The sequence below is a fragment of the Bosea sp. 685 genome (assembly GCF_031884435.1).
Lineage (GTDB): Bacteria > Pseudomonadota > Alphaproteobacteria > Rhizobiales > Beijerinckiaceae > Allobosea.
In genome coordinates this window covers 6,112,773-6,136,375 of the sequence record NZ_CP134779.1, presented here as the reverse complement: position 1 = coordinate 6,136,375, position 23,603 = coordinate 6,112,773, and the positions used below count along the sequence as shown (strand labels likewise).

Below are 23,603 nucleotides of genomic sequence, written 5' to 3'. Positions count from 1 at the left end.
TGGGGCCGGGATCAGCCGCTGTGGAGCACGCCGGCCTGTGCCAATTCCACTATCGCGTCCTCGGTCAAGCCGAGCCCGGCCAGGATCTCGCGGTTATGCTCGCCCAGGCGTGGCGCCCGAGTGCGGATCGAGCCCGGCGTGTCGGTCAGGCGCGGCACGACATGGTGCATCGGCAGCTGGCCCATCTCCGCATCGGGGTAGTCGGCAATCAGCTCGCGCGCGATCACATGCGGATCGGCCATGATCTGCGGCGTATCGTAGATCGGGCCTATCGTGACCTCGGCCTTCTCGAAGAAGGCGACGTTCTCGGCCTGGCTGCGCTGCGCGATGAAGGCGCCGATGATGGCGTCCAGCTCCTCGACATGGCGCAATCTGTCGGCGTTGGTGCGGAAGCGCGGGTCCTCGATCAAGTCCGGCCGGCCGATCGCGCGGAAGAGCCGTTCGGTCATCTTCTGGATCGAGCCGGACAGGCTGACATAGGCGCCGTCGCTGCAGCGATAGGCGTTGCGCGGGGCGGAGTTGGTCGAGCGGCTGCCGGTGCGCGGCTTGACCTTGCCGGTCAGGCGGTAATTCGCGGCTTGCGGGCTCAGGATCGCGAAAAGCGGGTCCAGCAGCGGCAGATCGACGACCTGGCCCTTGCCGCCATTGATCTCGACCTCGCGCAACGCGATCATCGCCGCCGAGACGCCATAGAGCCCGGCGATGCCGTCAGCGAGATACATCGGCGGCAGCACGGGCTCCCGATCGCCGAAGCCGTTGATCGCGGCGAAGCCCGAGGCGCCCTCGATGACCGTGCCGAAGCCGGGGCGCTGCGCATAAGGCCCGTCCTGCCCCCAACCGGAGATGCGGATGATGACGAGGCTGGGATTGATCGCGAGCAGCGCTTGCGGCGAGAGCCCCATCTTCTCCAGCACGCCGGGCCGGAAGCTCTCGATCAGGATCTGGGCGCTCGGGACGAGGTCGCGGATCAGCGCGCAGGCGCGCGGGTCGCGCAGGTTGAGGCACAGGCTCTTCTTGTTGCGCGCATAGACCTTCCAATGCGTCTCGATGCCCTCGGTCTTCCAGGCACGCAGCGTGTCGCCCTCGGGCGGCTCGACCTTGATCACCTCGGCGCCGAAATCGCCGAGCACCTGGGTCAGGACATTGCCGGCGAAGAGACGCGACAGATCGAGGATGCGGATGCCGTCGAGGCTGCCTTTCGCGGCCGGCTCGTAATCGCGGCGATGAAGTTCGCTCATGTCTCAGATGTCCGGATTGGTCTGCGCGCGCTCGGCCGCATCGGCCAAGGCGACGATGGCGCGGGCGCGAGTCAGAAAGGGCGCGTCGATCATCTGGCCATCGACCATATAGGCGCCGACGCCTTTGGCTTGCGCCTCCTCGGCGGCAGCCAGGATCGTCCGGGCGCGGGCGATCTCGACCGCCGTGGGCATGAAGCTCTCATTGGCGATCGCGATCTGGCTTGGATGGATGCAGCTCTTGCCGGCGAAGCCATGGCGCCGGGCCGCCGCGCACTCGGCGCGGTATCCGTCGGGGTCATTGACCCCGCCGAAGGCACCGTCATAGGCCGCGATGCCGGCTTCAGCGGCGGCGAGGCGGACGGCAACGCGGATATGCGCCAGCGCCGCCTCGTCGCGCCGGTCGATCCCTGTCGGTTCGAGCAGGTCGGCATAGCCGATCTGGAGCCCGACGACGCGGGGATGGGCGGTTGCGAGTTCGGCCGCCCGGCGCAAGGCCTTCGGCGTCTCGATATTGACCAGCAGCCCGGTCGGCTGGGTACGACCAGCCGCGGCATCAAGCGTGTCGAGCAGCTGGGCAGCCTGCCGCACCGTCTCGGCATCCTCGACCATCGGCAGGTTGACGAGGTGCACGCTCGGCATGACCACCGCCGCCATATCCGCTTGGAAATGCCGGGTGCGCAGCGCATTGACGCGCACGACGACGGTCTTGCCGCGCGCGGCTTCGGGAGCGCGCAGGAACGCCGCGAGCTGGGCCCGGGCTTCGTCCTTACGCTCTTCGGCGACGGCATCCTCCAGATCGAAGGACAGCGAATCCGCAGCCGAGCCGGCCGCCTTGGCGAAGAGCTCCGGCCGCGAGCCGGGGACGAAGAGCTTGCTGCGCATCAGCATGGCGAAGATCCCTTGTTCAAAGCGGGTCCCTTGTTCAAAGCGCTTCGGGGCCGTTCTGGAAGATCATGATCGCTTCCGGCGGGATGCGGACCAGCACCTCTGGTGAGCTCACCGCCCGGCTGGTCTGGACACGCAGCCTGAAGCCTTGCCCCGTCATTTCGTGCTCATGGACCGAGCCGAGATAGGAGCTGTGCGTGATCCGCGCCCCGAGCACATTCGCGCCGGGAGCATCGGTCAGTTCGATGCGCTCGGGCCGCACCGCCAGGACGAGCTTGCCATTGATCGCCTCGGGGCAGGAGCTGGCGACGAGCTGCGTGCCGTCGCCGAGCCGCAATTGCGCCTGCCCGGCGGAGCGGCCGACAAGCTCCGCCTCGATGAAATTGGCCGAACCGATGAAATCGGCGACGAAGGCGTTGGCCGGGCGCTCGTAGATATCGGTCGGCGTGCCCAGTTGCTGGATCTTGCCCATGCTCATCACCGCGATGCGATCGGATACCGCGAGCGCCTCCGACTGGTCGTGAGTGACGTAGATCGTCGTGACGTTGAGCCGTTCCTGCAATTCACGCAGCCAGATTCGGGCCCGCTCGCGCAATTTGGCGTCGAGATTGGACAAGGGCTCGTCCAGCAGCAGCAGCCGCGGCCGATAGACCAAAGCGCGCGCCAGCGCGACGCGCTGCTGCTGGCCGCCGGAGAGCTCGAAGGGATAGCGCTCGGCATATTTGCCCATCTCGACGAGATCGAGCCCTTCCTTGATGCGGCTGTCGCGCTCGGCGCGCCCGACCTTGCGCAGCTCCAGCGGGAAGGAGAGGTTCTGCGCCACCGTCTTGTGCGGCCAGAGCGCGTAGCTCTGGAAGACGAGGCCGATATTGCGCTTCTCCGGCGGCACGGCAATGCCCTTGGCGCCGTCGAAGAAGACCTTGTCGCCGATGCGGATCGTGCCGGAGGTCGCTTCATTCAGGCCCGAGATCGCAAACAATGTCGTCGATTTGCCGCAGCCGGAGGGGCCGAGCAGCGTCAGGAACTCGCCGGAGGGGACGGTGAGCGAGATGTCGTCGACGGCATTGACGTCGCCATAGGCGATGGTGAGACGGTCGAGAACGAGATCAGCCATAGATTTTGGCTCCCAGGACGCGGCGTGCGACCAGCACGAAGATGGCGGTGATGACGACCTGGATGGTCGCGAGAGCCGAGACGGGGCCGTTATCGCCCTGGGCCCAGAGCTGCAGCATCGTCGTACCGATGATCTCGGAGCCGGGCTGGAACAGGAAGACGGCCGTCACATACTCTTTGAAGAAGTGGATGAAGAGCAGCGCGAAGGTCGAGAACAGCGCCGGCTTGAGCAGCGGTGCGATGATACGCGTCACCGTCGTCCACCAGTCGGCGCCGGAGATGCGCGCGCCGCGATCGAGCTCGTCGCCGATCTGGGCCAGCGCCGGCGCGATCGTGCCGAAGCCCACCGGGATGTAGCGCACCATGAAGGCGAGGATCAGGATCCAGATCGTGCCGCGGATCGCATCGAGCCCCGGCACCCAGATCACCGCGTAGAAGAAGCCGAGGCCGGCGATGATGCCGGGCAGCGAGCGCGGGAACAGCGCGATGTATTCCAGCGGGCGCGCGCCCTTGAACTCGGAGCGGCGCGAGACCAGCGTGATGATCGCGACCAGAGCAGTACCGATCACGCCGCCGATCAATGAGATCAGCACCGAATTGCCGATCGAGCGCATATAATTCGGCGTCTGCAGGATCAGGTCGAAATTCTTCGTCGTCAGCAGCGTCCAGAACGGCACGAGCGGGGTCAGGAAGCTCACGCTCGCCCGCATCAGCGTGCCGGCGAAGACGAGGACGATGGTGAAGAAGACATAGGCGAACACCGCCGCGAAGACGATCCAGCGCCAGCGGCCGAGATCGAGCAGAGCAGGCCGGCTCGCCTTGCCGCGCACGGTGACGAAGCGGTTGCTGCCGACCATGAGGCGGCCCTGGAGCCAGACCAGCAAGGCGACGATCGCCAGCAGGATGAGCGCGGCGGCGCCGACGATGCCGTAATCGGGCTGGACGGCGGCGTTGATGCCCTTGTCATAGAGGAAGCTGGTGATGGTCTCGATCTTGTTGGGGGCGCCGAACAGGAGCGGGATCGAGAGCATCTCGATTGCGACGACGAAGTTCAGCACGGTCGAATAGATCAGGGCCGGGCGCATCATCGGCACGGTCACGCTCCACAGCGCCCGGAACGGACCGGCGCCGACCGAGCGCGCCGCCGCCTCGAGCTGCGCATCGGCCTTGCTGACGGCGCCCAGGCACATGAGATAGGCGAGCGGCGCCTGCGACAGCCCGGCGACGACGCCCATGCCGGAGAGGGAATAGAGGTCCCACGGCGTCACGCCGGTCCAGCTCCGCACCGCCAGCGTGACGTAGCCCGAGGGGCCGTACATGGTGAGCCAGCCAAAGGCGATGACGAGATGGCTGACGAAGAGCGGCCAGACCAGGATCTCGCCGAGCCAGCCTTTGCCCGGCAGGTTGGTGCGCCCGATCACGATCGCGGCGAGCGCCCCGAAGACCTGGGCGAAGATGGTCGAAACAACCACGAAGATCACCGTGTTGAGCGCGATCTCGCCGATGCCGGCTTCAGTGACCAGGCGGCCGAAATTGCCTGCGGTCAGCGCAGCCGAAGCGTCATAGAGCGGCTTGCTCAGGAAGGCTTGCATCGCGATCGGCGCGATCGGCCCGATGACGAGCAGCGTCGTCAGCGCGGCGACGCTCCAGAAGATCAGGCGCGAACGGTCGAAGCCCGTTCGCTCGAGGGCGGCATCCATGATGGGGCGAACCTTGTGATCGGCAACCTTGTGGTCGGAATGGCCGCAGCGGCAGCGGCTGCGGCGTGCGGACGGCCTCAGCGGCCCTGCATGGCGGCGTTCCATTTCTCGACGAAGGGTTTGGCTTGCTCGATCAGCGCCTTGTCGAAGCCGACGACGATCATGTTCTTCTCGCCGACCTTCTGGGCGATGCCCTGATAGGTGTAGCGGACCTCGCTTTCCGCCACGTCCTCGCGATAGGGCACGAGACCGCCCTTGCCGAGCAGGGTCTGGCCCTTGTTGCTGAGCAGGAAATCGAGAAAGAGCTTGGCGGAATTGATGTTGGCCGCCTGCTTGGGAATGCCCATGCCGCGCAGCATCACCGGCGTGCCGTCATCGGGGAAGGCGAAGCCGAGGATCTTGCCGCCCGGCTCGTCGAGGCGCGGGAAGATGGTGATGCCGGAGACCGCGATGCCGACGACATATTCGCCGGCCGCGATCTTCTCGTTCATCGGCCCGCCCGAGACCTCGCCGCGGATCATCGGCCCGATCGTGCGCAAGGCCGCCCAGCCGGCATCGCCCTTCTCGTGCAAGGTCTGCCACCAGGCCGCGAGGCCGAAGGAATTGCGCGCCGCGTCATAGGTGGTGATCCGGCCCTTATAGGTTCCCGGATCGGCCGCGGCCATCTTGGCGAGCGAGGCGAGGCCTGTCGGCCGCTGGCCCTCCTTCAGAAGTGCCGTGTTGTAGGTCAGCACCAGCGGATCGGACGAGGCCACGAACACGCCGGGATAGGGCTTGCCGAAGGCGGGCACCTTCTCGGCCTCGGGGCTCCTGTAGTCGAGCATGCGCCCGTCCAAGCCATAGGCGGCCCAGCGGTCATTGGCGCCGGAGATCAGCAGATCGGCCGTGCGCGCGCCGCTACCGGCCTCGGCCTCCCAGCGCGAATGCACGGTGCCCGAGCCGAGATCGAGCGTCTCGACCTTGATCCAGGGATAGATCTGGCGGAAGCCGTCGAGCACTGGCTTCCAGTTGTTGTTCGCCATGTTGGAATAGATGACGAGCCCGTTTTCCTTGCGCGACGCCTCGATCGTCGCGCCGTAATCGGCGGGATAATAGCTTGGCGTGGCCGGCGCCTGCGCCGAGCCGATGCCAGGCGAGGCCACCAGCGCGGCGGCAGCGAACAGACTAGTCAGAAGGCCCTTGATCACGGTCGTTTCTCCCTGTGTTTTTCGCAAAGAACGCCGAGCGCTTCGCAAGCTCGTGGCTTGCCTGCGCGGCGGCGGCGATGGTCAGCGCCTTCAGGCGCTCTTGGTCTTGCGCGATCCGCTCACGCGGTCCCGAGATGTTGAGGGCGGCGACGACCCTGCCGTCCTGCGACAGGATCGGCGCCGCGATTCCGGCTGCGCCTTCGACGACGCCCTTGAGATTGACGAAGGCGCCGTCGCGCCTGGCGGCTTCGACATGCGCCCTCACGGTTGCCGCCGTCGCGTCATCGAGCCCGGCGAGATAGGCCTCGCGCTCAGCCTGGCTCATTCCCGTCAGCAGGACGATGCCGCTGGCGACTTCGTGCAAGGTGCGCGCATGCGAGATGTCCCGGTCGTAGCGGATCTCGCGCAGGGGCAGGAGCTTGTTGAGATAACGGACCTTGCCTTCGGTCAGGATGGCGATGAAGCCCGACTCGCGGGCAGCGTTGACGGCCTCGCGCAGGACGGGTTCGACAACCCGCAGGATCGTGCCCCAGCCCTGCTGCCCGGGAGAAGGCTCGCCCGGCAAGCGGATCAGCACATAAAGCCCGTCGGGCTGCCGCAGCACATAGCCGGCCGAAACCAGCGAGCGCAGTAGCATGAGCGCGCTGCTCTTGGGCACCGCCATCGCCTGCGTGATCTCGGCAAGCGTCGCCGGCTCGTAGCGGCGCGCCAGCCATTCGATGAATTCGAGGATGCGCTCAGCGCCTCGCCCACTCATCCGTCGCCTCATCCCGTCGTTCAGTATTTTGAACGTGTTTTATTTTATGAATGAGCCATAGCGCCTGGGCGCCGGGGCTGTCAAACCGCAGGCCTGAGCACAGGGCCACCTCGGCGCGAGCCCGCAGTGGGATCGACCGAGGTGATGATTGTGTTCGTGGGTGGATGAGAGCATCGCCCTCTTGGAGCGATGCTTCGCTAGAGCTCGATGACTTGAGTTGGAACCACCACCGTCATTCCGGGCTCACGCCTTCGGCGTGCCCCGGAATGACGGCGGAGAATAACGCCATCGCTCAGCGCCGGACGCCATCAGTATCAGCTCATGCTCACCAGATCCGGCGTCTTCGCCTCCACAAGCCCGGACCAGTCGGCCTCGATCCGGGCGCTGACCCCGGATGCGAGCGCTTCGGGACGGCCGCGGCCCTCTGCCTCCTCCTCGATCCAGTAGGCGATCAGCTTGCTGCGACCATCCTGGAAGACGGGCATCTTGCGGGCCCGCTGGCGGATCGCGCGGATGGCCGTCTGCTCGCCCGATCCCCAGAGATAGCCGCAGCCCTCCGGTAGCGGAATCCGCTGGAAAATCTCCGCCAGCCTGCTGGCGCGCAAGCCGTTGCCGGAGCCGTGCAGCCAGGTCACCAGGGCCCGGGGATGAGGCGGCAGCGCCTGTTCGTGCGCCGCGTCGGCAACCTCGATGACGACGCGGCTGGCGATATCGTCGGGCGTGTCCTCGAGGAGCCGCGCCAGGGCCGGCAACCCGGTAGCATCGGCCAGCAGCACCTGCCAGCGGACATCCGGTGGCGGCTGATACAGGCCGCGCGGATTATTGATGACGATGCGGTGCCCGGGCGAAGCGGCCTGCGCCCATTCGCTGGCCAAACCGCCCTCATGCACGACGAAATCGATGTCGAGCTCGCGCGCAGCCGCATCGAACCGGCGCACGGTATAGGTGGAGTAGCGGACCGGCGGCTTGCCTTCCGGATAGGTCCAGCGCCCTTCGCCATCGATGATGGGGAGCACGGTTTCGCCCGTCGCCTCATCCGGGAAGAACAGGCGGACATATTCGTCTCCGATCCCGGTGGAGCGAAATGCCGAGAGGCCGTCTCCCGCGAATGTCAGCCGCACCATGCCCGGTGTCAGCAGCTGGCGCCGCGCGACCGCTACTTCGTGAAACATCTGCTGCGTCATCGATCGTTCCGAACCTGCCCTTGGATCGCCAAGGCCTGTCTCATAAGTCGTCGCGCGCAAGTTGAAAACCGATCTACAAGACTATCTCATTGGTATATTTCTAAACTATACACGTTGAAGCGCGGAGGAGCGGTCTGAGCATGGATCATATTCTATCGTTTTCGCTTGTGTAGGGCGATGTGCCATGTCGGCAAGTCCGAACGACGTCGAGTGTCTGCACATGTCCAAACATCGTCGGCACGAACGTAATCCGGGGTGGTATGTGGTGGACTAGACGAGACGTTCCGTCTCGCATAGCTTGGCTCATGACCTCTACCGCCATCACCGCTCCCCGCCGATCGGCGCAGTCCCATGAGGCCGTGCTCGCAGCCGCGGCCGAGATTGCTGGCCGGCGCGGCTACGGCCATGCAGGGATCGAGGACATCGCCGCGCAGGCCGGCGTCGGCAAGCAGACGATCTATCGCTGGTGGCCCAACAAGGCCGCGCTCTTCATCGAGGTCTATGGCCGGCTCGTCCCCACCGGCCTCGGGGCCGAGAATGCGGGCAGCCTGGCCAGCGATCTGACGCGGCTCCTGCAGCGACTATCCGAGCTTTATGCGGACACGCCCGCCGGCAACATCCTCTCGGGGCTGATCGCCGAGGCCCAGGCGGATCCCGGCCTCGCCAATCAATTGCACGACGCCTATGTCGCGCCGCGCCGGGAGATTCTGCGCTCCATCTTGAAACGGGCCGCTGATCGCGGGGAAATCGCCTTTCCCGACAATGCCGACTTCGTCATCGACCTGTTCTCGGGCGCCGTCTGGTTCCGGATCCTGCTCGGCACGCGCCGCCTCGACCCAAAATTCATACAGCAGCTCGTCGATGCCCTGCTGCGCATGGTCCAACCCGCCATGACGCTACCTGCGGACAACCAAGCGAGCGGCTGATCGGAAGGGAGCTGCGATGGCGCGCATCGATCCACTCAATGTGGCCCATTACTGGCGGGACCACCGCCTGGATGGCCTGAGCCTGATGCGCGCCGACTTCCAGACGCAGCAATACGCTCCGCATCGCCACGAGGCGTTCGTCATTGCCGCGACTGAGTTCGGCGGCTCCGTCGTCAGGAGCAGGGGGCTTGTCGAACAGGCGAGCGCTTCAACCCTGCTGGCCTTCAACCCCGCCGAGCCGCATTCGGGCGGGATGGGAGCGAGCCGGAGATGGCGCTATCGCTCACTCTATCTCGAGCAAGCCGCGATCGACGAGGTGGCGCGGGGGCTCGGCATCCAAGCGGTGCCTTATTTCACCCGGAACCTGTTCCCCGATCTCGACCTGATCTCGCGCTTCCTCCAGTTGCACGGCGTGCTCCAGGATGGGCGCGACGCGCTCCAGGCCAATGAGCTGATGATCTCGACATTCGCGCTGCTGTTCGCGCGCCATGGCAGCGGCGGCGGCCGCATCGAGCCCGCGCCGCGCGATCGCGCCCGGCTGAAGACGGCCCTCGACATGATCCGGGCGAGGCTGAACGAGGCTCTCTCGCTCTCCGACCTCAGCCAGGCGCTGGCGCTGACCCAGTATCAGGTCATCAGCCTGTTCAAGCGGACGACGGGGCTGACGCCCCATGCCTATGTCACGCAGCTTCGCCTGGACGTGGCTTGCCGCCGCCTCGCTCAAGGCACTGGTATCGCCGATGTCGCGGTCGATTGCGGCTTCTACGATCAGAGCGCCCTGACCAGGCACTTCAAGCGCTGCTACGGCATGACCCCGCTGCAATTCGCCACGGCCGCCCGCAGCTGAATGGGCCGGGGAGCTATCGCGCCCCGGCCCTTGATCGATCAGCCTTCGCGACCGGCCGGAGCGGCTGTCAGGATCGGATCGGGCATGCCGAGACCTGCGGAGGCTCCGCGCGGACGACCATGCAGTGCCAGGATGATCGCAGCGCTGAACGCCACCGCCGCGGTCACATACCAGGCCGGCGACAGGCCGTTGCCGGTTCTGGCGATGAGCCAGGTCGCGATGAACGGCGCAAAGCCGCCGAATATCGTGACGGCGAGATTGTAGGCGATCGAGGTCCCCGTCGAACGGATCTCCGCCGGGCATATTTCCGCGATCGCGGCCGGCGCGGTGCCGGTGAAGGCCGCGATCAGGGTGGCGAAAACGATCTGGAAGGCGAGCAGCGACCACAGCGTCGGCGACGCGCTGAGGAGCGCGAGCAGGGGATAGGTCAGCACCACGATGGCCAGCGCCGGACCGACCAGAAGCGGGCGGCGGCCGATGCGGTCCGACAAGGCACCGAAGACCGGCGCCAGCACGAGCAGCACGACCAGGCTGACCGCGTTGGCCAGGAAGGTCGTGCTCTGCGGCAGGTGAAGCTGGCGCACCGCATAGGTCGGCATGTAGATCAGGAAGAAATAGGTGCAGACGGTCCAGGTGATCGTGATGCCGAAACCCGTGGCGATGCTGCGTTTATGGAAGCGCAGCGCCTCGCTCAGCGGCGAACCGGGCAATTTGGCGGCGGCTTGCGTGAACTCCTCGGCTTCCTCGGTCTGCGCGCGGATATAGAAGCCGACGGGGCCGATCAGCAGGCCGAGCAGGAAAGGGATGCGCCAGCCCCAGCTCTCCAGCGCCTCCTGGGAGAGCAGGCCGGTGATCGCCGCGCCCAGGAGCGAGCCGAGCAGCAGGGCGCAGGCCTGGCTGGCCTGCTGCCAGCTCGCGAAGAAGCCGCGGCGGCCTGGAGGCGCATGCTCGACGAGAAAAGCCGTCGCGGCGCCGATCTCGCCCCCGGCCGAGAAGCCCTGGATGAGGCGCGCGAGCACGATGATGGCGGGAGCCCAGGCGCCGATGCTGGCATAGGTCGGCGCGAACCCGATCATGGCGGTGCCGAGCGCCATCAGCAGGATCGTCACCGACAGCGCGAATTTGCGCCCTTTGCTATCGGCCATGCTGCCGAGCACGATGGCGCCGACGGGCCGCATGAAGAAGCCGACGCCGAAGGTCGCGACGGTCAGAAGCAGCGACACCGTCTCGTCGCCGGCGGGAAAGAAAAGCCGCGAGATGATGATCGCGAAGAAGCCATAGACCGCGAAATCATAGGTTTCGAGCATATTGCCGATCGTCGCCGCGATGATGGCGCGACGGGATTTGGCGCGCATGGGCGCCGAGATTGGCCCGGACGGCCCGAGGCCTGTTTGCATCTGTTCTGCCGACATGAAGATCCCCTTGTGTTTTTGTGTTGCCTTAAGCTGCTTTGTGTTGCCTTAGGCCTCGGCCCATTGCGTCGCGCGACCGAGAAAGCGCATCGCTTCGTCGAGCTGTTCCGCCGCGATCCATTCATCCGCCTGATGCGCCTGCTCGATCGAACCCGGGCCGCAGACGACCGTCGGGATGCCCGCCGCCTGGAAGAAGCCGGCCTCGGTTCCGAAGGGCAGCTCCAGCAGCGGCAAGGTACCGCCGAGCCCCTGCGCGATCGTAAGCGCCGGATTGTCCGCCTCCGGCCGCAGCGGCGGAATCATCACGGTTTCCCGGGTCTCAGGCGGCGGGCCGGGCCGCGCCGCGCACTGCACGAACGCATCGGTCGCGCTCCTCAACGCGGCGATGTCGGCGCTCGCGGCCGGCCTTATCTCCCAGAGGACCTCGCAGCGGCCTGGCACGATGTTGATGCCGGTCCCGCCCGAGATCTGACCGACATTGAACGTCGTCCGGTCGTCGCCCTTGGCGTCTTGCGTCCCGTGTCCGTCGAGAAGGCCGACGAAACGCGCCGCCGCCGCGATGGCGCTCACCCCCTTGCCGGGATTGCCGGAATGCACGGCATGGCCGTGGAAAATCGTCCGGAATCCGAGATAGCCGCGATGACGATCGCCGATACGCATGCCCGTGGGTTCGCCGACCACGACGAGGGCTGGCCTGGACAGGTTCGCGACGAGATCGGCGACGAGCCTAGGGACGCCGAAGCAGCCGATCTCCTCGTCATAGCTCAGGGCCAGGTGAACCGGGCGCTTCAATCGCGCCTGGCCCCATTGCGGCGCGAAGGCCAGGCAGCAGGCGACAAAACCTTTCATGTCGGTCGCGCCGCGCCCGTAGAAGCGGCCGTCGCACTGCCTCAGCTCGAAAGGGTTGCTGCTCCAGCTCTGGCCGTCGACGGGCACCGTGTCGGTATGGGCGGAGAGCACGATCCCACCCGGCACATCCGGACCGAAGCTGGCGAGCAGATTGGCCTTGGCGCCGCCGCTGTCATGCGTGAGCCGGATCCTGGCGCCGGCGGTTTCGAGCAGGGCCGTCGCCCAGCCTACGAGCTCCAGATTGGAGTTGCGGGAGGTCGTGTCGAAGGCGACGAGGCGATGGAGCAAACCGGCGGGCGTCATCGGGTCGCTGATCATTGGATAGCTCATGCCGCCCGCGCCCTGGCCGAGGTCAGGCGCTCCTGCGCGACATTGCGGGCCGCGGCTGCGGTCGGGATGCCCGCCTCGTCCGCCAGTTCGTAGATTCCCGACAAGGTCTCGCCGATGGCGCGGACGCGCCGCTCGGCCTCCGCCCGGTCGAGGCCGATCCGCTCCAGCGCGAGCTGGATCATCCCGCCGCCATTGATCACATAATCGGGCGCGTAGAGGATGCCGCGCTCCCGCAGCATCGCATCGTGGCGGACCTCATCGGCGAGCTGGTTGTTGGCGGCACCCGCGACCACCGAGACCCTGAGCTCCGGCAAGGTTATGTCGTTGATGGCCGCGCCCAGCGCGCAAGGGGAAAAGACATCCGCCTCGACGGCATGGATCGCCTGCGGATCGGCCGGCCTGGCGCGAAAGACATGGACCGCCTCCTGCACCAGCTCCTCACGGACATCGCTCACGATCAGCTCGGCCCCAGCCTCGGCAAGCAGCCGGGAGAGATTCCAGCCGACATTGCCGAGCCCTTGCACGGCAACGCGCACGCCTTTGAGGTCGCTCTTGCCGAGACGATGGCGAACGCTCGCCGCGATGCCGACGAAGCAGCCGAGGGCGGTGCGCGGCGAAGGGTCGCCGCTGCCGCCAAGGCTCTCGGGCAGGCCGAGGACATGGTCCGTGGCAGCGCCGATCTCGGCCATGTCGGCGACGGTCGTGCCGAGATCCTCGCCGGTGACGTAGCGCCCGCCCAGCCGCGCGACCGCCACGCCCACGGCCCGCAGCAAGGCCGGGGTCTTGTCGCGCCGCGGATCGGCCATCACGACCATCTTGCCGCCGCCGAACGGCACGCCTGCGACGGCGGCCTTCAGGCTCATGCCACGCGAGAGGCGCAGGACATCGGTCAGGGCCTCGGTCTCGTCGGCATAGGCGCGGATGCGGCAGCCGCCGATCGCGGGCCCGAGCGCCGTACTGTGGACCGCGATGATGGCGCGCAGGCCAGTAGCCGGATCGCAGACATGGACGACCTGCTCATGGCCGGAGAAGTCGACGGAACGGAACACCGTCATGCCTGGGGTCTCTCTCGAATGGGGTAAGGAATCGGTCACGGCTTGGCGGAGGTTTTGCGCGCCGGGCCGAAGCCGATCATGCGGAACGGCAGGATCGCGATCGCGAAGCCAAGCAGGATCAAGGCGATGCCGACGAGGTGGAAGGTCCGGACGGGCTCGCCGAGAAGGAGGAAGGCGAGAGCCGACGAATAGACCGCCACCAGATGGAATGACGCGCCGGTCAGGGTCGGCCCGAGCGTCGCTACACAATGGTTCCAGCACGCAGCCCCGATCAGCGAGGCGAATATGCCGATGAACAGGACCGAGGCGATCGTATGGGGCGCGAACGGCAGCGACCGCCCCGACGCCTCCTCGCCGATCCAGAACGGCAGCAGCAGGATCATGGTCACGAGCGACATCACCGCCAGGAACGCCATGTCGGAGAGGGTCCTGGGGCGATAGCGCAGCAGGACGGAATAGAGCGCGTAGCCGGCGACTGCGAGCAGGACGAGGATTTCCCCGCCGCCGACCGAGAGCGAGGCGAGGGCCGCGATGTCGCCCTGGCCGATGATCCAGGCGACGCCGATGAAGGAGATCACGATGCCGGCGATCGTCCGCATGGAGGGAACATCGCGCGCGATGATCCAGGCGAAGAGCGGGACCATCAACGGCAAGGCGGAGTTGAGCATCGCGGCGGTGGCCGCCGGCGTGGTCTGCAACGCGACATAGTTGAGGATCGGGTAGCCGGCGAAGCCGCTGATGCTGATGGCGGCGATAAGGCGCCAATGCGCCAGGATGTCCCGGCGCTTGGCGACGAGTTCGCGCCAGACGAAGGGCAGGATGCATGAGGACGCCACCACCCAACGCCAGAAGGTCAGCCCGAAGGGCGGCAACTCGCCGGCATAGGCCCGGCCAATGAGCAGATTCCCGGCCCAGAACAGCGGCGGGAACGGCAGCAGCGCATAGGGCCTGCGCCAGAACAGGGCACCGATGCCGCCGGTCCCGCGCGCGCTCACGACGCTGCTCCCTCGCAGCCGAAGCAGCCGCCGACGCGCTTCGTCGCCAGCGTCAGCCTATCGAGGTCGCGATGGTGGAATCTCTGCGCCATGCCCTGCCAGCCGTTTCGAGCGTGCCGGGCAGCGTGATGCGGAGGCGCCTGATGCTATTGGCGAAAATCGAGGATTTCAGAAAAGAAGCGCCGCCTCGCCATCTCCCTGGCGAACCGGCGATGCCACTTTGCCAGGCAAGGGCAGCGCGAATCGAGATCGCGCATTGGCCCTTATTGGGAGATGACTCGCGCCGACGATCCCGCTATGGAGGCAGATGTCGGTGGCAGGCGCATGCCCGCGAACCGGCATGCGGGCGTAGTTCAGTGGTAGAACGTCAGCTTCCCAAGCTGAATGTCGTCGGTTCGATCCCGATCGCCCGCTCCAAAAATCTGTTTAATTGCAGCATTTTAGCGCCGGTTTCCATCTAGCCGTGCCAATGAGCTCCACTCTCTGGCATGGCTTGGCAGGGAGCGCGAGCGTGTAATTTCAATGGGTTAAGACTAACCGGCGCTGCGCAAGGGGACTGGCCGCCTTAACCCGCACCGAAACGCGGCAATCGGTGGCAGTCTCTTTCGTCGAGCGAGTCCGCTTACGACCATCCTTAGCGGACGGTCGCTGACATGCTAGATCGACACGCATCGTGGCCACGCAATAGGGCTATGGCCTCGACCGATGGGACCGACATCCATGACGAGGGCGCTCACGGCAACCTTTGCCTTGTGCTTATACGCTGGTTGCCCGGCGACGGGTACGGAACTCGTCAACCTCGATGATTTCATTGGCGGAATCGAAAAGGCCGATAGCGATTCCGCGTGCAGAACATCTGCGCCCGTATCGGCTCTTTGGAAAGAGATACGACTTCGATACGTCCCCGACCCGGGTGCGTCGCGCTTGGCAAAAGTGAACCTTCCCGCGCAATTCGCGGTAGCATTCGGCAAGGCAAAATTAGAAAAGCGCGATATTGCGGGTTATCGACGAGTAAGTATCCCGTTAACGGGAATATATCGCGGCCTTCGCACTCAACAACTTACCTTCGACATGGGTATCGAGAACGGCATAAGTGTCGTCTCCATTCTATTTGCTGCTTCGCAGCAAGAAGTTGAAAGTGTTCTCGGAAAAGACCTCGCTCGTGCAACGCCAACATCGTGGGGAGAGGCGAAGATCGTCAGTCGTGGCGGAGCCGCAGAGCTGGTTTGCGACCTCTCAAGCTAGGCGGACAGCGACTATGACGTCGCTCGCAACAGGCCTTTCATTGCGAAGTCTACGCCTCGCCCAAACCGCTCAACCGGCTGAATTTCCGGACGTCCGCTAACCACCACCCCCTACTGACATTTGCAGCCAGCGGATTCCTTATCCAACCAAAATGGATAAGATGCGCGCGCAGATCGTTTGTAGCTCTGAGTTCAAAACTCCAATGATCACAAAATTCAGAAATACAAAAACCAAGCTGCCAATTCTGACAACGAGTTCATCGGTTAGGTAGCCAAGCATCCCGACTATGATTCCGATGTATGCAGAAATTAGATACACGGCATAAATTTTAAGGCGAAATGCAAACTGATTGTTGCCACTTGGGAATACGACCCAATTGGCGATAGATAATTCGACACTATCGAACACTAGGATTCCGACGAAAAAAAGCAGCAGGATGCCGACTAATTTGTTCGTGGCGTTGAAAGATTTTGCAGTCACTTTAGGCCGTTGATTTCGTAGAACGGGCAAGACTCATACAAGGATGGATTTCCGCTTTCCACCCACCCGTTGAGGGCATTGTCGGTCTATACGTTCGGGAACGCAGGTGCCGCAATTCAACGACTTGGCCCCGCTTCCCAAGCTGAATATCGTCGGTTCGCCCCCGATCGCCCGCTCCAAAAACCTTTTATTACAACAGGTTATAGAGCTTTCTCTCGAGCAGTGTCGGTCATCCGAACTCTCTGGCTTGGTCTGGCTGGGAATACCGGCGTGCATTTTCAATCGTTCAGGAATTTGCCCGCGCGCCGCGCGGGCATCTCAGCCGGTGCGTTCGGCGATGGCGGTCCCTGCCGCCCAGCCTGATGACCACGCCCATTGGAAGTTGTAGCCGCCAAGCCAGCCCGTCACGTCGACCACTTCACCGATGAAGTACAGGCCGTCGACTGTGCTTGCTGCCATCGTCCGTGAGTTCAGAGCAGACGTATCGACGCCACCGAGCGTCACCTCCGCTGTCCGGTATCCTTCCGATCCGATGGGCATGACCTCCCAGCCCTGAATGGTGGACGCGATCGCCGCGAGCTTCTTGTCGCTTGCGTCGCCGATGGGTCCCGCCCAACCATGGGCATCGGAGAGATAAACAGCCAATCGCTTCGGCAGAATATCACTTAGCGTATTGGCGATGCTTCTGCGGCCGTTTTCCTGTCTGGAAGCGCGCAAATCGGCGAACACGTCCCGCGTGGGCAGGAACGCGATCCTGATCGGTGCCTTCTCGCGCCAATAGGACGAAATCTGCAGGATCGCCGGGCCGGAAAGCCCGCGATGGGTGAACAGCAGCGCCTCGTCGAATGTGGTCTTGCCGCACGAGACCCGCGCATCTGCAGCGACGCCGGCCATCTCGCGAAACCCGGCAAGAATGTCTTCACCGAATGTCAGCGGCACCAGGGCTGGGCGTGTCTCCGTCACCGCCAGACCAAACTGGCCGGCGATCTGGTAGCCAAGGCTGGATGCTCCCATTTTCGGGATGGATTTTCCTCCGGACGCAACGACAAACTGCCGGCACCGAATTTTGGCAGCCCCCTCACCGCCAAGCACGATCGCAAAGCCGTCATCGCTCCGCTCCAGGCTTTCCACTGTGGTTCTGAGGCGCAATTCGCAGGCCGCGCGCGCCATCTCATCCATCAGCATTGCGATAATATCCTTGGCGGAATCATCGCAGAAGAGCTGCCCCAGTGCCTTCTCGTGATAGGCAATGCCGTGTTTTTCGACCAACGCCACGAAATCATGCTGCGTGTATCGGCCCAGCGCAGATTTGGCGAAATGCGGATTATTCGACAAAAAATTGCGCGCGCTTGTTCCGATATTGGTGAAGTTGCAGCGGCCCCCGCCGGAAATGCGGATTTTTTCGCCGGGCGCTTTGGCATGATCGACGATGAGAACACGCCCGCCGCGCGCTGCGGCGTGGATCGCGCACATCATTCCAGCAGCACCGGCACCGAGGATGACAGTGTCGAAACGCTCAATCGACATCGAATGCTGCTTGAGGAATGTCCGATCCAGTTGGATCGCTCAATCGCTCCAGCCCTTTGTTTGAACGCGTTTTCTTCACGCGAACCGGTGTCCAATTCGCTCGAAAACGCTCTAGCCCCAGAACAGCCCTGACGGCCATTGCGCAGCGCCTCGAATGGCATCGCAGTACGCTTTGCCTCGCGTAGATGATCCGCGATCGTCGATCAACCGGTGAGACTGCAGGCGAGGATCTTGTCGCGACTCTGCGATCCGGTCTGCCAATCCCTTAGGGAACGCGGGGAAGACATTCAACGGCTTGGCGCCGCTTCCCAAGCTGAATGTCGTCGGTTCGATCCCGATCGCCCGCTCCAAATTCCCTTTAATTTAAATGGGCTGCCCGAATTTGACTTTGCTGGCCGTCAGAATCTGACGGGACCAGAGTCGAATGATTTCAATGTGTTGCCGCAGTCCAACCTCTCGCGCGGCTAGTGTTCGCGTACGACCCGTTGCGGATGTATCATTTGCTGTTGGCGAGCGCGGCTTCGCACGCTGCAATGGCATCGTTGATCTCGTCGTTGATCCCGGGGGTAGAGCCTTTTCCCGACCATTTGCGCAGCCCGCTAAGCAACGACGGGTTGGCTATCGCATGGGCAGCCTGAAACGTGCCGTAACCACACTCACTCCGCTCCAGCTCGTGCAAGACAAGCGGGAGGGCTAAGACCGAATCGCGCTCTGCCAGCCCAAGAAGTGCCTCTGCACGAACGGACGCATCACAGTCCTGGGTCGCCTTCAAGAGCGCCTCTCGCACTGCGAGTGTGTCTATCTCCAGCCCGGCCAACAACAGGGTGGCCCAATCGCGGTTCGACGTATCTGCGTCGCTCATATAGCCAATTAGCAAGCGCAGATTCTGCTCGGCAAACTCCGTCCCGGTAAGAGGCACTTCGCCGTTGGCGGCCCTGACGAGAAAGTCCGAAGCGGGGACGTAACCATCGTGCATGTCCTCGATGTGAGCCGAACGTGCCACGTAGAGCTGGATTGCTTGCGCCGTCGCCTCGGCTCGCCTTTCCTGACCCGAGCGGACACCGAGCACCATATGTTCGCGCTCGATCCGAAGGAGATATTCAACCGCTTGCGCAATTGATCCGCCCGCACGGAAATCAGCTGCGACCTTGCGAAGGTAGTCATCGTATTCGTCGGCGAACGACTTCTCCTGCCACTGCTCTCCGGCAGCGAGCAAACCGATTGGGTCCCAATTTCGCCAGCCGATTTCGCGCAGGCCTGACAGCAGATCATCACTCATCGGACGGCCTAGTCAGTTCTATCGTGTCGGTGAATGTCAGCGTCAGTGTTGCACGCTGCGAGCCCGGAATTGCTTTGAGAGCCAAATGCGCTATCCGGCCGGTCGATGGCATCAGCGTATCAAATAGGATCGTCTCTCTGTCGAACTTGACGCTGGAGACCTCAAAATGCTCGCCGTCATTGGCATCAACGGCGGTGATCTTGAGCCCGCCGCCCTCCACGACAATCTCGTATTCCGCACTGTTGTAATCGTCTTCGGATCGCCAGCGACCAAGGAGTACAGTGGGAAACTGCAAGAAAATTACGTTGCTCATGCCAGCCTTATCCGCTGAGCGAGTTAAGGGCCGCTTTCGACCCTTAACTGACCTGCGAGTAACGAAATGGCCACGCAGCCACATCGCCATGCCCGCGCATTTCGCGCCGGTATTTTAGTCACGTACGGCTGCGGCCTTGTTCCATCGACTGAGCAGCCCGAGTGATGCCCAGACGGCCCAGCGTGGATAACGCACAACGCCCCATGGGTAGCTGTAGAGAGGCCATTCGTATGGCTCGTCTGACTGCAGAAAGCGGATGCAATTCGCGACGACCCCACTTAGCTTTGGATCGGCGCGATCGGCCTCGTGAGCTGTTTGCTCTTTGAAATCGTCGTAGAGGCACCAGACGAAATCCTCCGCCGCCGTGATACCAGGGTCTTTGCTATCCGGCCAAGCTTCCTCGAGCTGCCGGTTCGTCGTCGTGCCAGCCCAAAATTCCTCCACCAATGCAGCGGCGCGATCTCGGCCTGTTCTGTCGATCATGGCATCCATGATACCCAATTCACACGCCCGCTTTCCACCCGTTGCGGACAACGGCTCGTTCGATGATGATACCCCATGCGCGATCAAGGCCTCCCTGACGACTTTCAGAAGCTGAAGGTCGGCGATATCTTCCTTGCAACCTATCCCGCTCTCAGCGGCGATATGGGCACTGCAATATGCCTCGTAGTCGGCCTGAAAGCTGGCCAACTCGGCGCGCGAACCGTCACGACGCAATGGGCACTGAAGTTTGACCGATCATCGCGGGCCGCCGTCTCAGATTCTGGAACGCCTTTCATCGTTCAGCATGCGAAGCCCCTGCCGCCCGATGTTCATGCCGCCCTGGTTGGTTTGGACCAAAGGTATTCCGTCGGTGGGGAGGCAACGCTAACGAATGAGGAGAAGCGGGCCCTTCTGTTCGTAGATAGTCTGTTGCGAACGGAGGACCGCTAACGACCCATAGCCGACATTGGCAATGACAGCCCCCAATCTCGCTTGTGGCTGTTTTGTCGCTGTCCGATTGGGGGAATGCAGGCACGTTAAATCAACGGCTAGGCCCCGCTTCCCAAGCTGAATGTCGTCGGTTCGATCCCGATCGCCCGCTCCAATCCTCCCCCAGCGCTCATGACCTGCGTCACGGAGGCCGCTTCCGGCGGCGGCCGCGCGGGGGTATGAGTTGGCGCATGACGCAAGCGCAGGACGATCCGCAGCAGGATACGGCCCCGCCGTCGCGAGCGGGCATCCTGCTGCTCGCCGGCGGCGCGCTCGGCCTGCTTTTGACCGGGCTCTTGCTGTGGTGGCGCGAAGGCGACCGGCTTTTCACCGACGGTCTCATCGCTGCCCTCGTCGCCTGCTTCTGAGCCTCAATCCAAACGCCCTGAAACCGGATCGCCCGCTGTGCAACGCCGCCTCATCCTGCCCCTGATCGTTTTTCTTCTGGGGGCGCTCGCGCTCGCCGCCGCCGCGATCATCACCTTTTCGCCGACACGGCAAAATCAGACGGGAACAGCGAGCGTCGGCGGGCCGTTCGCGCTGACGACCCCGGACGGCAAGACGCTGACCGACAAGGAGCTGCGCGGCGCGCCCTTCCTGGTCTTCTTCGGCTTCACCCATTGCCCCGACATCTGCCCGACCAAGCTGTTCGAGATCTCGGAGATGCTGCGCGCCGCCGGTCCCAAGGGCGAGAAGCTGCGCGCGCTCTTCATCAGCGTCGATCCCGCACGCGACACGCCGGAGACCCTGAAGAGCTATCTCGGTAGCTTCGACCCGCGCATCGTCGGACTGACCGGTGACCAGGCGGCGATCGACGCCACGGTCAAGGCCTATCGCGCCTATGCCAAGAAGGTCCCGCTCAAGGATGGCGACTACACCATGGACCACACCGCGCTGGTCTATCTGATGGGCAAGGACGGCAATTTCATCGGCGCCTTCAACAGCGAGCGGCCGCCGGCGGAGGCCGCGGCGGAGTGGCTGCGGCATCTATAAGGCTCGCACTGCCGCGCGAGGCCATGGGCGGTCTTGCCCGCCCGGAGGCATCGGCAAGCCATGGCTGCCGGTTTCAAATGACGGCTCGATAGGGCAGCCGAACCGGCGGGTGCGGCGCAAGCTTCGATCGACCCGGACGTCTAACGCCATCACGAACGACTGACGCGCCATACCATTGCGTCGTTGTCTGGGAGACGGAGCGGATCTTCCAGGGATGTCGCTTCATCGGCGCGGAACTGTGCAGCCGGGCGCGGCGTTACCAGCGTGGCATGAACCGCCGCTGGAGGTCGCGATGGCCGATTCAAAACCGGATGTTAAACTGGCGCCCGAGGGACAAGCGGAGATGTCCTACAATACGGCGATGACGCGGATTCAGGAGCTCGCCGGGTCTGCCGAGAATACGCCCGAGCGCGACGAACTGGAAAAGCTTCGCAGCGAGGTTCAAGATTACGAGCGTAACCTCAGCCGGGCCGAGGCGAAGCATTAGAGCGTTTTCAAGCGACGTGGACACCCGTTCGCATCAAGGCCGCGTTCAAGAGCGCGGCGTCGAAGGCCTCAGGCTGGCCGGCTGACAATCAACCTTCGGCGCGCCCGCGCAAACTACGCCGGCAGCTTATGCATGAGCTCCAGCTGAGCCAGATGCTCTTTGATATGGCCGCGAATCAACATCGCGATCGAGCGGTGGGTCGGATTCTTGCCATTGGTCAGATAGACCTCCTGAATTTGCAGAAGCCGCTGGTGCCCTTCGATCTGCCCTTTCACATAGGCCTTGTCGAATTCCGGACCGGACGGCATCGCCTTCAGAATCTCGACCATGGCTTTCGCCTCGGCACTCAAGGGCGGAGGAGCGGTTTCCGACATACCGGTGGCAGCCTTGACCACGGATGCCACCACCTCTTGCTCGGCCGCCTCGAACTGGGCAAATCGCCGGACATTCGCATCGACGGCCTTGGTGGCCGCCGCGCGGCTTGCCTCAAGCGACATCGCACTCGCTTCCAGGGTTTCCGCCGCATGTTTCTGTTCAGGTGACATTCCAGCCGGCGCGCTTTGTCCAAATGCTGCCGAGGGGAGAGCAGAAACCATTGCCGCTTGCAGAAATGACCGGCGATCCATGAAACTCTCCCCAGATTCGCTAAAACTTAAAAGGGGTGAACTTCCGCCAGCGCTGAATGTTCATTTGCGCGCGAAACCTGGCATCCGCAGGCTACGGACCTGCCCAAACCGGCATCAACTGGCGAGAGTGCCCGATTGCGACAGGTGCCGCCCCGGCCACCATTGGGAGGGGAAGGGCCGGGGCGGCAAGGCTGCGCAAACGCGACGCCCGATCGGTTAGTCGCGGCAGAACCGGAACAGGTTCACAAGGCGCGCCACATTCTGGATTGGGCGCCTGAGCGCTTTCGAGCGATGTGGTCACCGGTTCGCGTGAAGAAGGCGCGCCTCAATAAAAGGCTAGCCAGCCATGCCGAGCGTCGCGGTTGCGCAGACTGCTGCCTTAAACGTGCCAGCATCGATGTAGCCTTTCGACATAAGGCTGCCTTCGAGGGTCGAGAGGATGCCGGGCGAAACTCCAGAACCGAACGTTGTCGAATATGCTGCTCGCCATGCTGACACTGATGATGAAAGCCGTCAGGCGCCGGCGGGCGCGGACCAGACGGCGGCGCAGGCGTTAGAGCGTTTTCGAGCGAGCGACCCAGCCAGATCGATACGAGAAACCGGTGCCCACTTTTTCACATCCTGCTCTCGCCGCAGCCAGGCACGCGCTGCGAAGACGGCGATGGCTCGGGATTTGCTCCTTATGCCCGGCGGGGCTTCTTAAGGCTCGGGTAACCATGAAGCATCACTTTTGAGCGGATAGAGGCCACCCCCGGCGCAAAGCTACCTTGGGAGTGAATTCATGGATGCCTTTACGATGGTCATCATGGCCTGCGTGTCGGGGGAGCCGACCTGCACGGCAACGCGAATCAGCGAGATGGGCTTCACGAGTGTCGAAGCCTGCGAAGCGCGGATCGACGACATCACCCGCTCCATGACCAAACAGCTCGCCACTCATCAGGAATTCAAAGGTCGCGAAGTGACCTATGACGTCTCCTGCCTGGACAGGACGCAGCTCTGGCGCAAGCTCGGTGTCGCGCAGGCCGATACCTAGCCTGGGTCGCGGGACGCGGCATGCCGGCTGATTCGCCGGAAACCGTCACCAATCTTGATCGGTGGGGGGTAAGGCGGGGATAGTCCCGGTTGATCCCGGGTAGTCCCGCCTAGAGCGTTTTCGAGCGAACTGGAGATCGGTTCGCGTGAAGAAAACGCGTTAAAACAATG

At 63.8% G+C, this 23,603-nt stretch carries 23 protein-coding genes and 1 tRNA gene; 8 read left to right on the top strand and 16 right to left on the bottom strand.

Going from position 1 to position 23,603, the window contains the following annotated elements:
• Positions 1–11 precede the first annotated feature (11 nt).
• The 7 genes from RMR04_RS29865 to RMR04_RS29835 all read right to left on the bottom strand — a co-directional run bounded on the left by RMR04_RS29865 (position 12) and on the right by RMR04_RS29835 (position 8,064).
• The gene (locus tag RMR04_RS29865; protein WP_311912127.1) at positions 12–1,238 is read right to left on the bottom strand and encodes a CaiB/BaiF CoA transferase family protein; all 1,227 of its coding nucleotides are present in this window, start codon (positions 1,236–1,238) and stop codon (positions 12–14) included.
• Between the two features lie 3 nt (positions 1,239–1,241).
• A complete protein-coding gene (locus RMR04_RS29860) occupies positions 1,242–2,126 on the bottom strand; it encodes an HpcH/HpaI aldolase/citrate lyase family protein (protein ID WP_311912126.1) in 885 nt (294 codons plus the stop codon).
• 34 nt (positions 2,127–2,160) lie between these two features.
• Positions 2,161–3,237: an ABC transporter ATP-binding protein gene (locus RMR04_RS29855; protein WP_311912125.1), complete on the bottom strand. Its 1,077-nt coding sequence runs from the start codon at positions 3,235–3,237 to the stop codon at positions 2,161–2,163.
• Entirely contained in the window at positions 3,230–4,936 is a 1,707-nt protein-coding gene (locus tag RMR04_RS29850) for an ABC transporter permease (RefSeq protein ID WP_311912124.1), read from the bottom strand. Before RMR04_RS29850 ends, RMR04_RS29855 begins: the two co-directional genes overlap by 8 nt.
• A gap of 77 nt (positions 4,937–5,013) precedes the next feature.
• The gene (locus RMR04_RS29845; RefSeq protein ID WP_311912123.1) at positions 5,014–6,123 is read right to left on the bottom strand and encodes an ABC transporter substrate-binding protein; all 1,110 of its coding nucleotides are present in this window, start codon (positions 6,121–6,123) and stop codon (positions 5,014–5,016) included.
• On the bottom strand, positions 6,101–6,880 hold the full coding sequence (locus RMR04_RS29840; RefSeq protein WP_311912122.1) for an IclR family transcriptional regulator: 780 nt from the start codon (positions 6,878–6,880) through the stop codon (positions 6,101–6,103). The genes RMR04_RS29845 and RMR04_RS29840 overlap by 23 nt, the downstream gene beginning before the upstream one ends.
• A 314-nt stretch (positions 6,881–7,194) precedes the next feature.
• Complete coding sequence (locus RMR04_RS29835; RefSeq protein WP_311912121.1) at positions 7,195–8,064, bottom strand: siderophore-interacting protein; 870 nt, start codon at positions 8,062–8,064, stop codon at positions 7,195–7,197.
• A 305-nt stretch (positions 8,065–8,369) separates the two neighbouring features.
• Between RMR04_RS29835 and RMR04_RS29830 the strand changes: the two genes are divergently transcribed.
• Both RMR04_RS29830 and RMR04_RS29825 read left to right on the top strand, forming a co-directional pair.
• A complete protein-coding gene (locus tag RMR04_RS29830; RefSeq protein WP_311912120.1) occupies positions 8,370–8,990 on the top strand; it encodes a TetR/AcrR family transcriptional regulator in 621 nt (206 codons plus the stop codon).
• A 16-nt stretch (positions 8,991–9,006) separates the two neighbouring features.
• Positions 9,007–9,837, top strand: a complete 831-nt coding sequence (locus RMR04_RS29825; RefSeq protein WP_311912119.1) for an AraC family transcriptional regulator — start codon at positions 9,007–9,009, stop codon at positions 9,835–9,837.
• Positions 9,838–9,875: 38 nt separating this feature from the next.
• On the opposite strand, the gene RMR04_RS29820 is transcribed toward RMR04_RS29825, so the two are convergent.
• From RMR04_RS29820 to RMR04_RS29805, 4 genes are all read right to left on the bottom strand, one after another.
• Complete coding sequence (locus RMR04_RS29820) at positions 9,876–11,192, bottom strand: MFS transporter (protein WP_311912118.1); 1,317 nt, start codon at positions 11,190–11,192, stop codon at positions 9,876–9,878.
• A 105-nt stretch (positions 11,193–11,297) separates the two neighbouring features.
• Positions 11,298–12,428 (bottom strand): acetylornithine deacetylase, encoded by a 1,131-nt coding sequence (gene argE, locus RMR04_RS29815; protein ID WP_311912117.1) that lies wholly within the window; start codon positions 12,426–12,428, stop codon positions 11,298–11,300.
• A complete protein-coding gene (locus tag RMR04_RS29810) occupies positions 12,425–13,483 on the bottom strand; it encodes a Glu/Leu/Phe/Val family dehydrogenase (protein WP_311912116.1) in 1,059 nt (352 codons plus the stop codon). Before RMR04_RS29810 ends, argE begins: the two co-directional genes overlap by 4 nt.
• 35 nt (positions 13,484–13,518) lie before the next feature.
• Positions 13,519–14,478, bottom strand: a complete 960-nt coding sequence (locus RMR04_RS29805) for a DMT family transporter (protein ID WP_311912115.1) — start codon at positions 14,476–14,478, stop codon at positions 13,519–13,521.
• A 342-nt stretch (positions 14,479–14,820) separates the two neighbouring features.
• Here RMR04_RS29805 and RMR04_RS29800 point away from each other — a divergent pair.
• Positions 14,821–14,895, top strand: a tRNA-Gly gene (locus RMR04_RS29800).
• 303 nt (positions 14,896–15,198) lie between these two features.
• Positions 15,199–15,723, top strand: coding sequence for a hypothetical protein (locus RMR04_RS29795; protein ID WP_311912114.1), 525 nt, complete (start codon positions 15,199–15,201; stop codon positions 15,721–15,723).
• Positions 15,724–16,521: 798 nt separating this feature from the next.
• Here RMR04_RS29795 and RMR04_RS29790 read toward each other — a convergent pair.
• The 4 genes from RMR04_RS29790 to RMR04_RS29775 all read right to left on the bottom strand — a co-directional run bounded on the left by RMR04_RS29790 (position 16,522) and on the right by RMR04_RS29775 (position 20,012).
• Entirely contained in the window at positions 16,522–17,724 is a 1,203-nt protein-coding gene (locus tag RMR04_RS29790) for a BaiN/RdsA family NAD(P)/FAD-dependent oxidoreductase (protein ID WP_311915986.1), read from the bottom strand.
• Positions 17,725–18,226: 502 nt separating this feature from the next.
• Entirely contained in the window at positions 18,227–19,009 is a 783-nt protein-coding gene (locus tag RMR04_RS29785; RefSeq protein WP_311912113.1) for a hypothetical protein, read from the bottom strand.
• Positions 19,002–19,322 (bottom strand): hypothetical protein, encoded by a 321-nt coding sequence (locus RMR04_RS29780; protein ID WP_311912112.1) that lies wholly within the window; start codon positions 19,320–19,322, stop codon positions 19,002–19,004. Before RMR04_RS29780 ends, RMR04_RS29785 begins: the two co-directional genes overlap by 8 nt.
• A 114-nt stretch (positions 19,323–19,436) precedes the next feature.
• Positions 19,437–20,012, bottom strand: a complete 576-nt coding sequence (locus tag RMR04_RS29775) for a hypothetical protein (RefSeq protein ID WP_311912111.1) — start codon at positions 20,010–20,012, stop codon at positions 19,437–19,439.
• A 473-nt stretch (positions 20,013–20,485) separates the two neighbouring features.
• Here RMR04_RS29775 and RMR04_RS29770 point away from each other — a divergent pair, with 473 nt between their 5' ends.
• The 3 genes from RMR04_RS29770 (at position 20,486) to RMR04_RS29760 (ending at position 21,774) form a co-directional block, all read left to right on the top strand.
• A complete protein-coding gene (locus tag RMR04_RS29770; protein ID WP_158516160.1) occupies positions 20,486–20,662 on the top strand; it encodes a hypothetical protein in 177 nt (58 codons plus the stop codon).
• Between the two features lie 37 nt (positions 20,663–20,699).
• Entirely contained in the window at positions 20,700–21,287 is a 588-nt protein-coding gene (locus tag RMR04_RS29765) for an SCO family protein (protein WP_311912110.1), read from the top strand.
• Between the two features lie 292 nt (positions 21,288–21,579).
• Positions 21,580–21,774: a hypothetical protein gene (locus RMR04_RS29760; protein WP_311912109.1), complete on the top strand. Its 195-nt coding sequence runs from the start codon at positions 21,580–21,582 to the stop codon at positions 21,772–21,774.
• Between the two features lie 113 nt (positions 21,775–21,887).
• Here the strand turns inward: RMR04_RS29760 and RMR04_RS29755 are convergent, their stop codons facing one another.
• Positions 21,888–22,400, bottom strand: coding sequence for a DUF4142 domain-containing protein (locus tag RMR04_RS29755; RefSeq protein WP_311912108.1), 513 nt, complete (start codon positions 22,398–22,400; stop codon positions 21,888–21,890).
• A 781-nt stretch (positions 22,401–23,181) separates the two neighbouring features.
• On the opposite strand from RMR04_RS29755, the gene RMR04_RS29750 reads away from it, so the two are divergent.
• Complete coding sequence (locus tag RMR04_RS29750; protein WP_311912107.1) at positions 23,182–23,433, top strand: hypothetical protein; 252 nt, start codon at positions 23,182–23,184, stop codon at positions 23,431–23,433.
• Positions 23,434–23,603 lie beyond the last annotated feature (170 nt).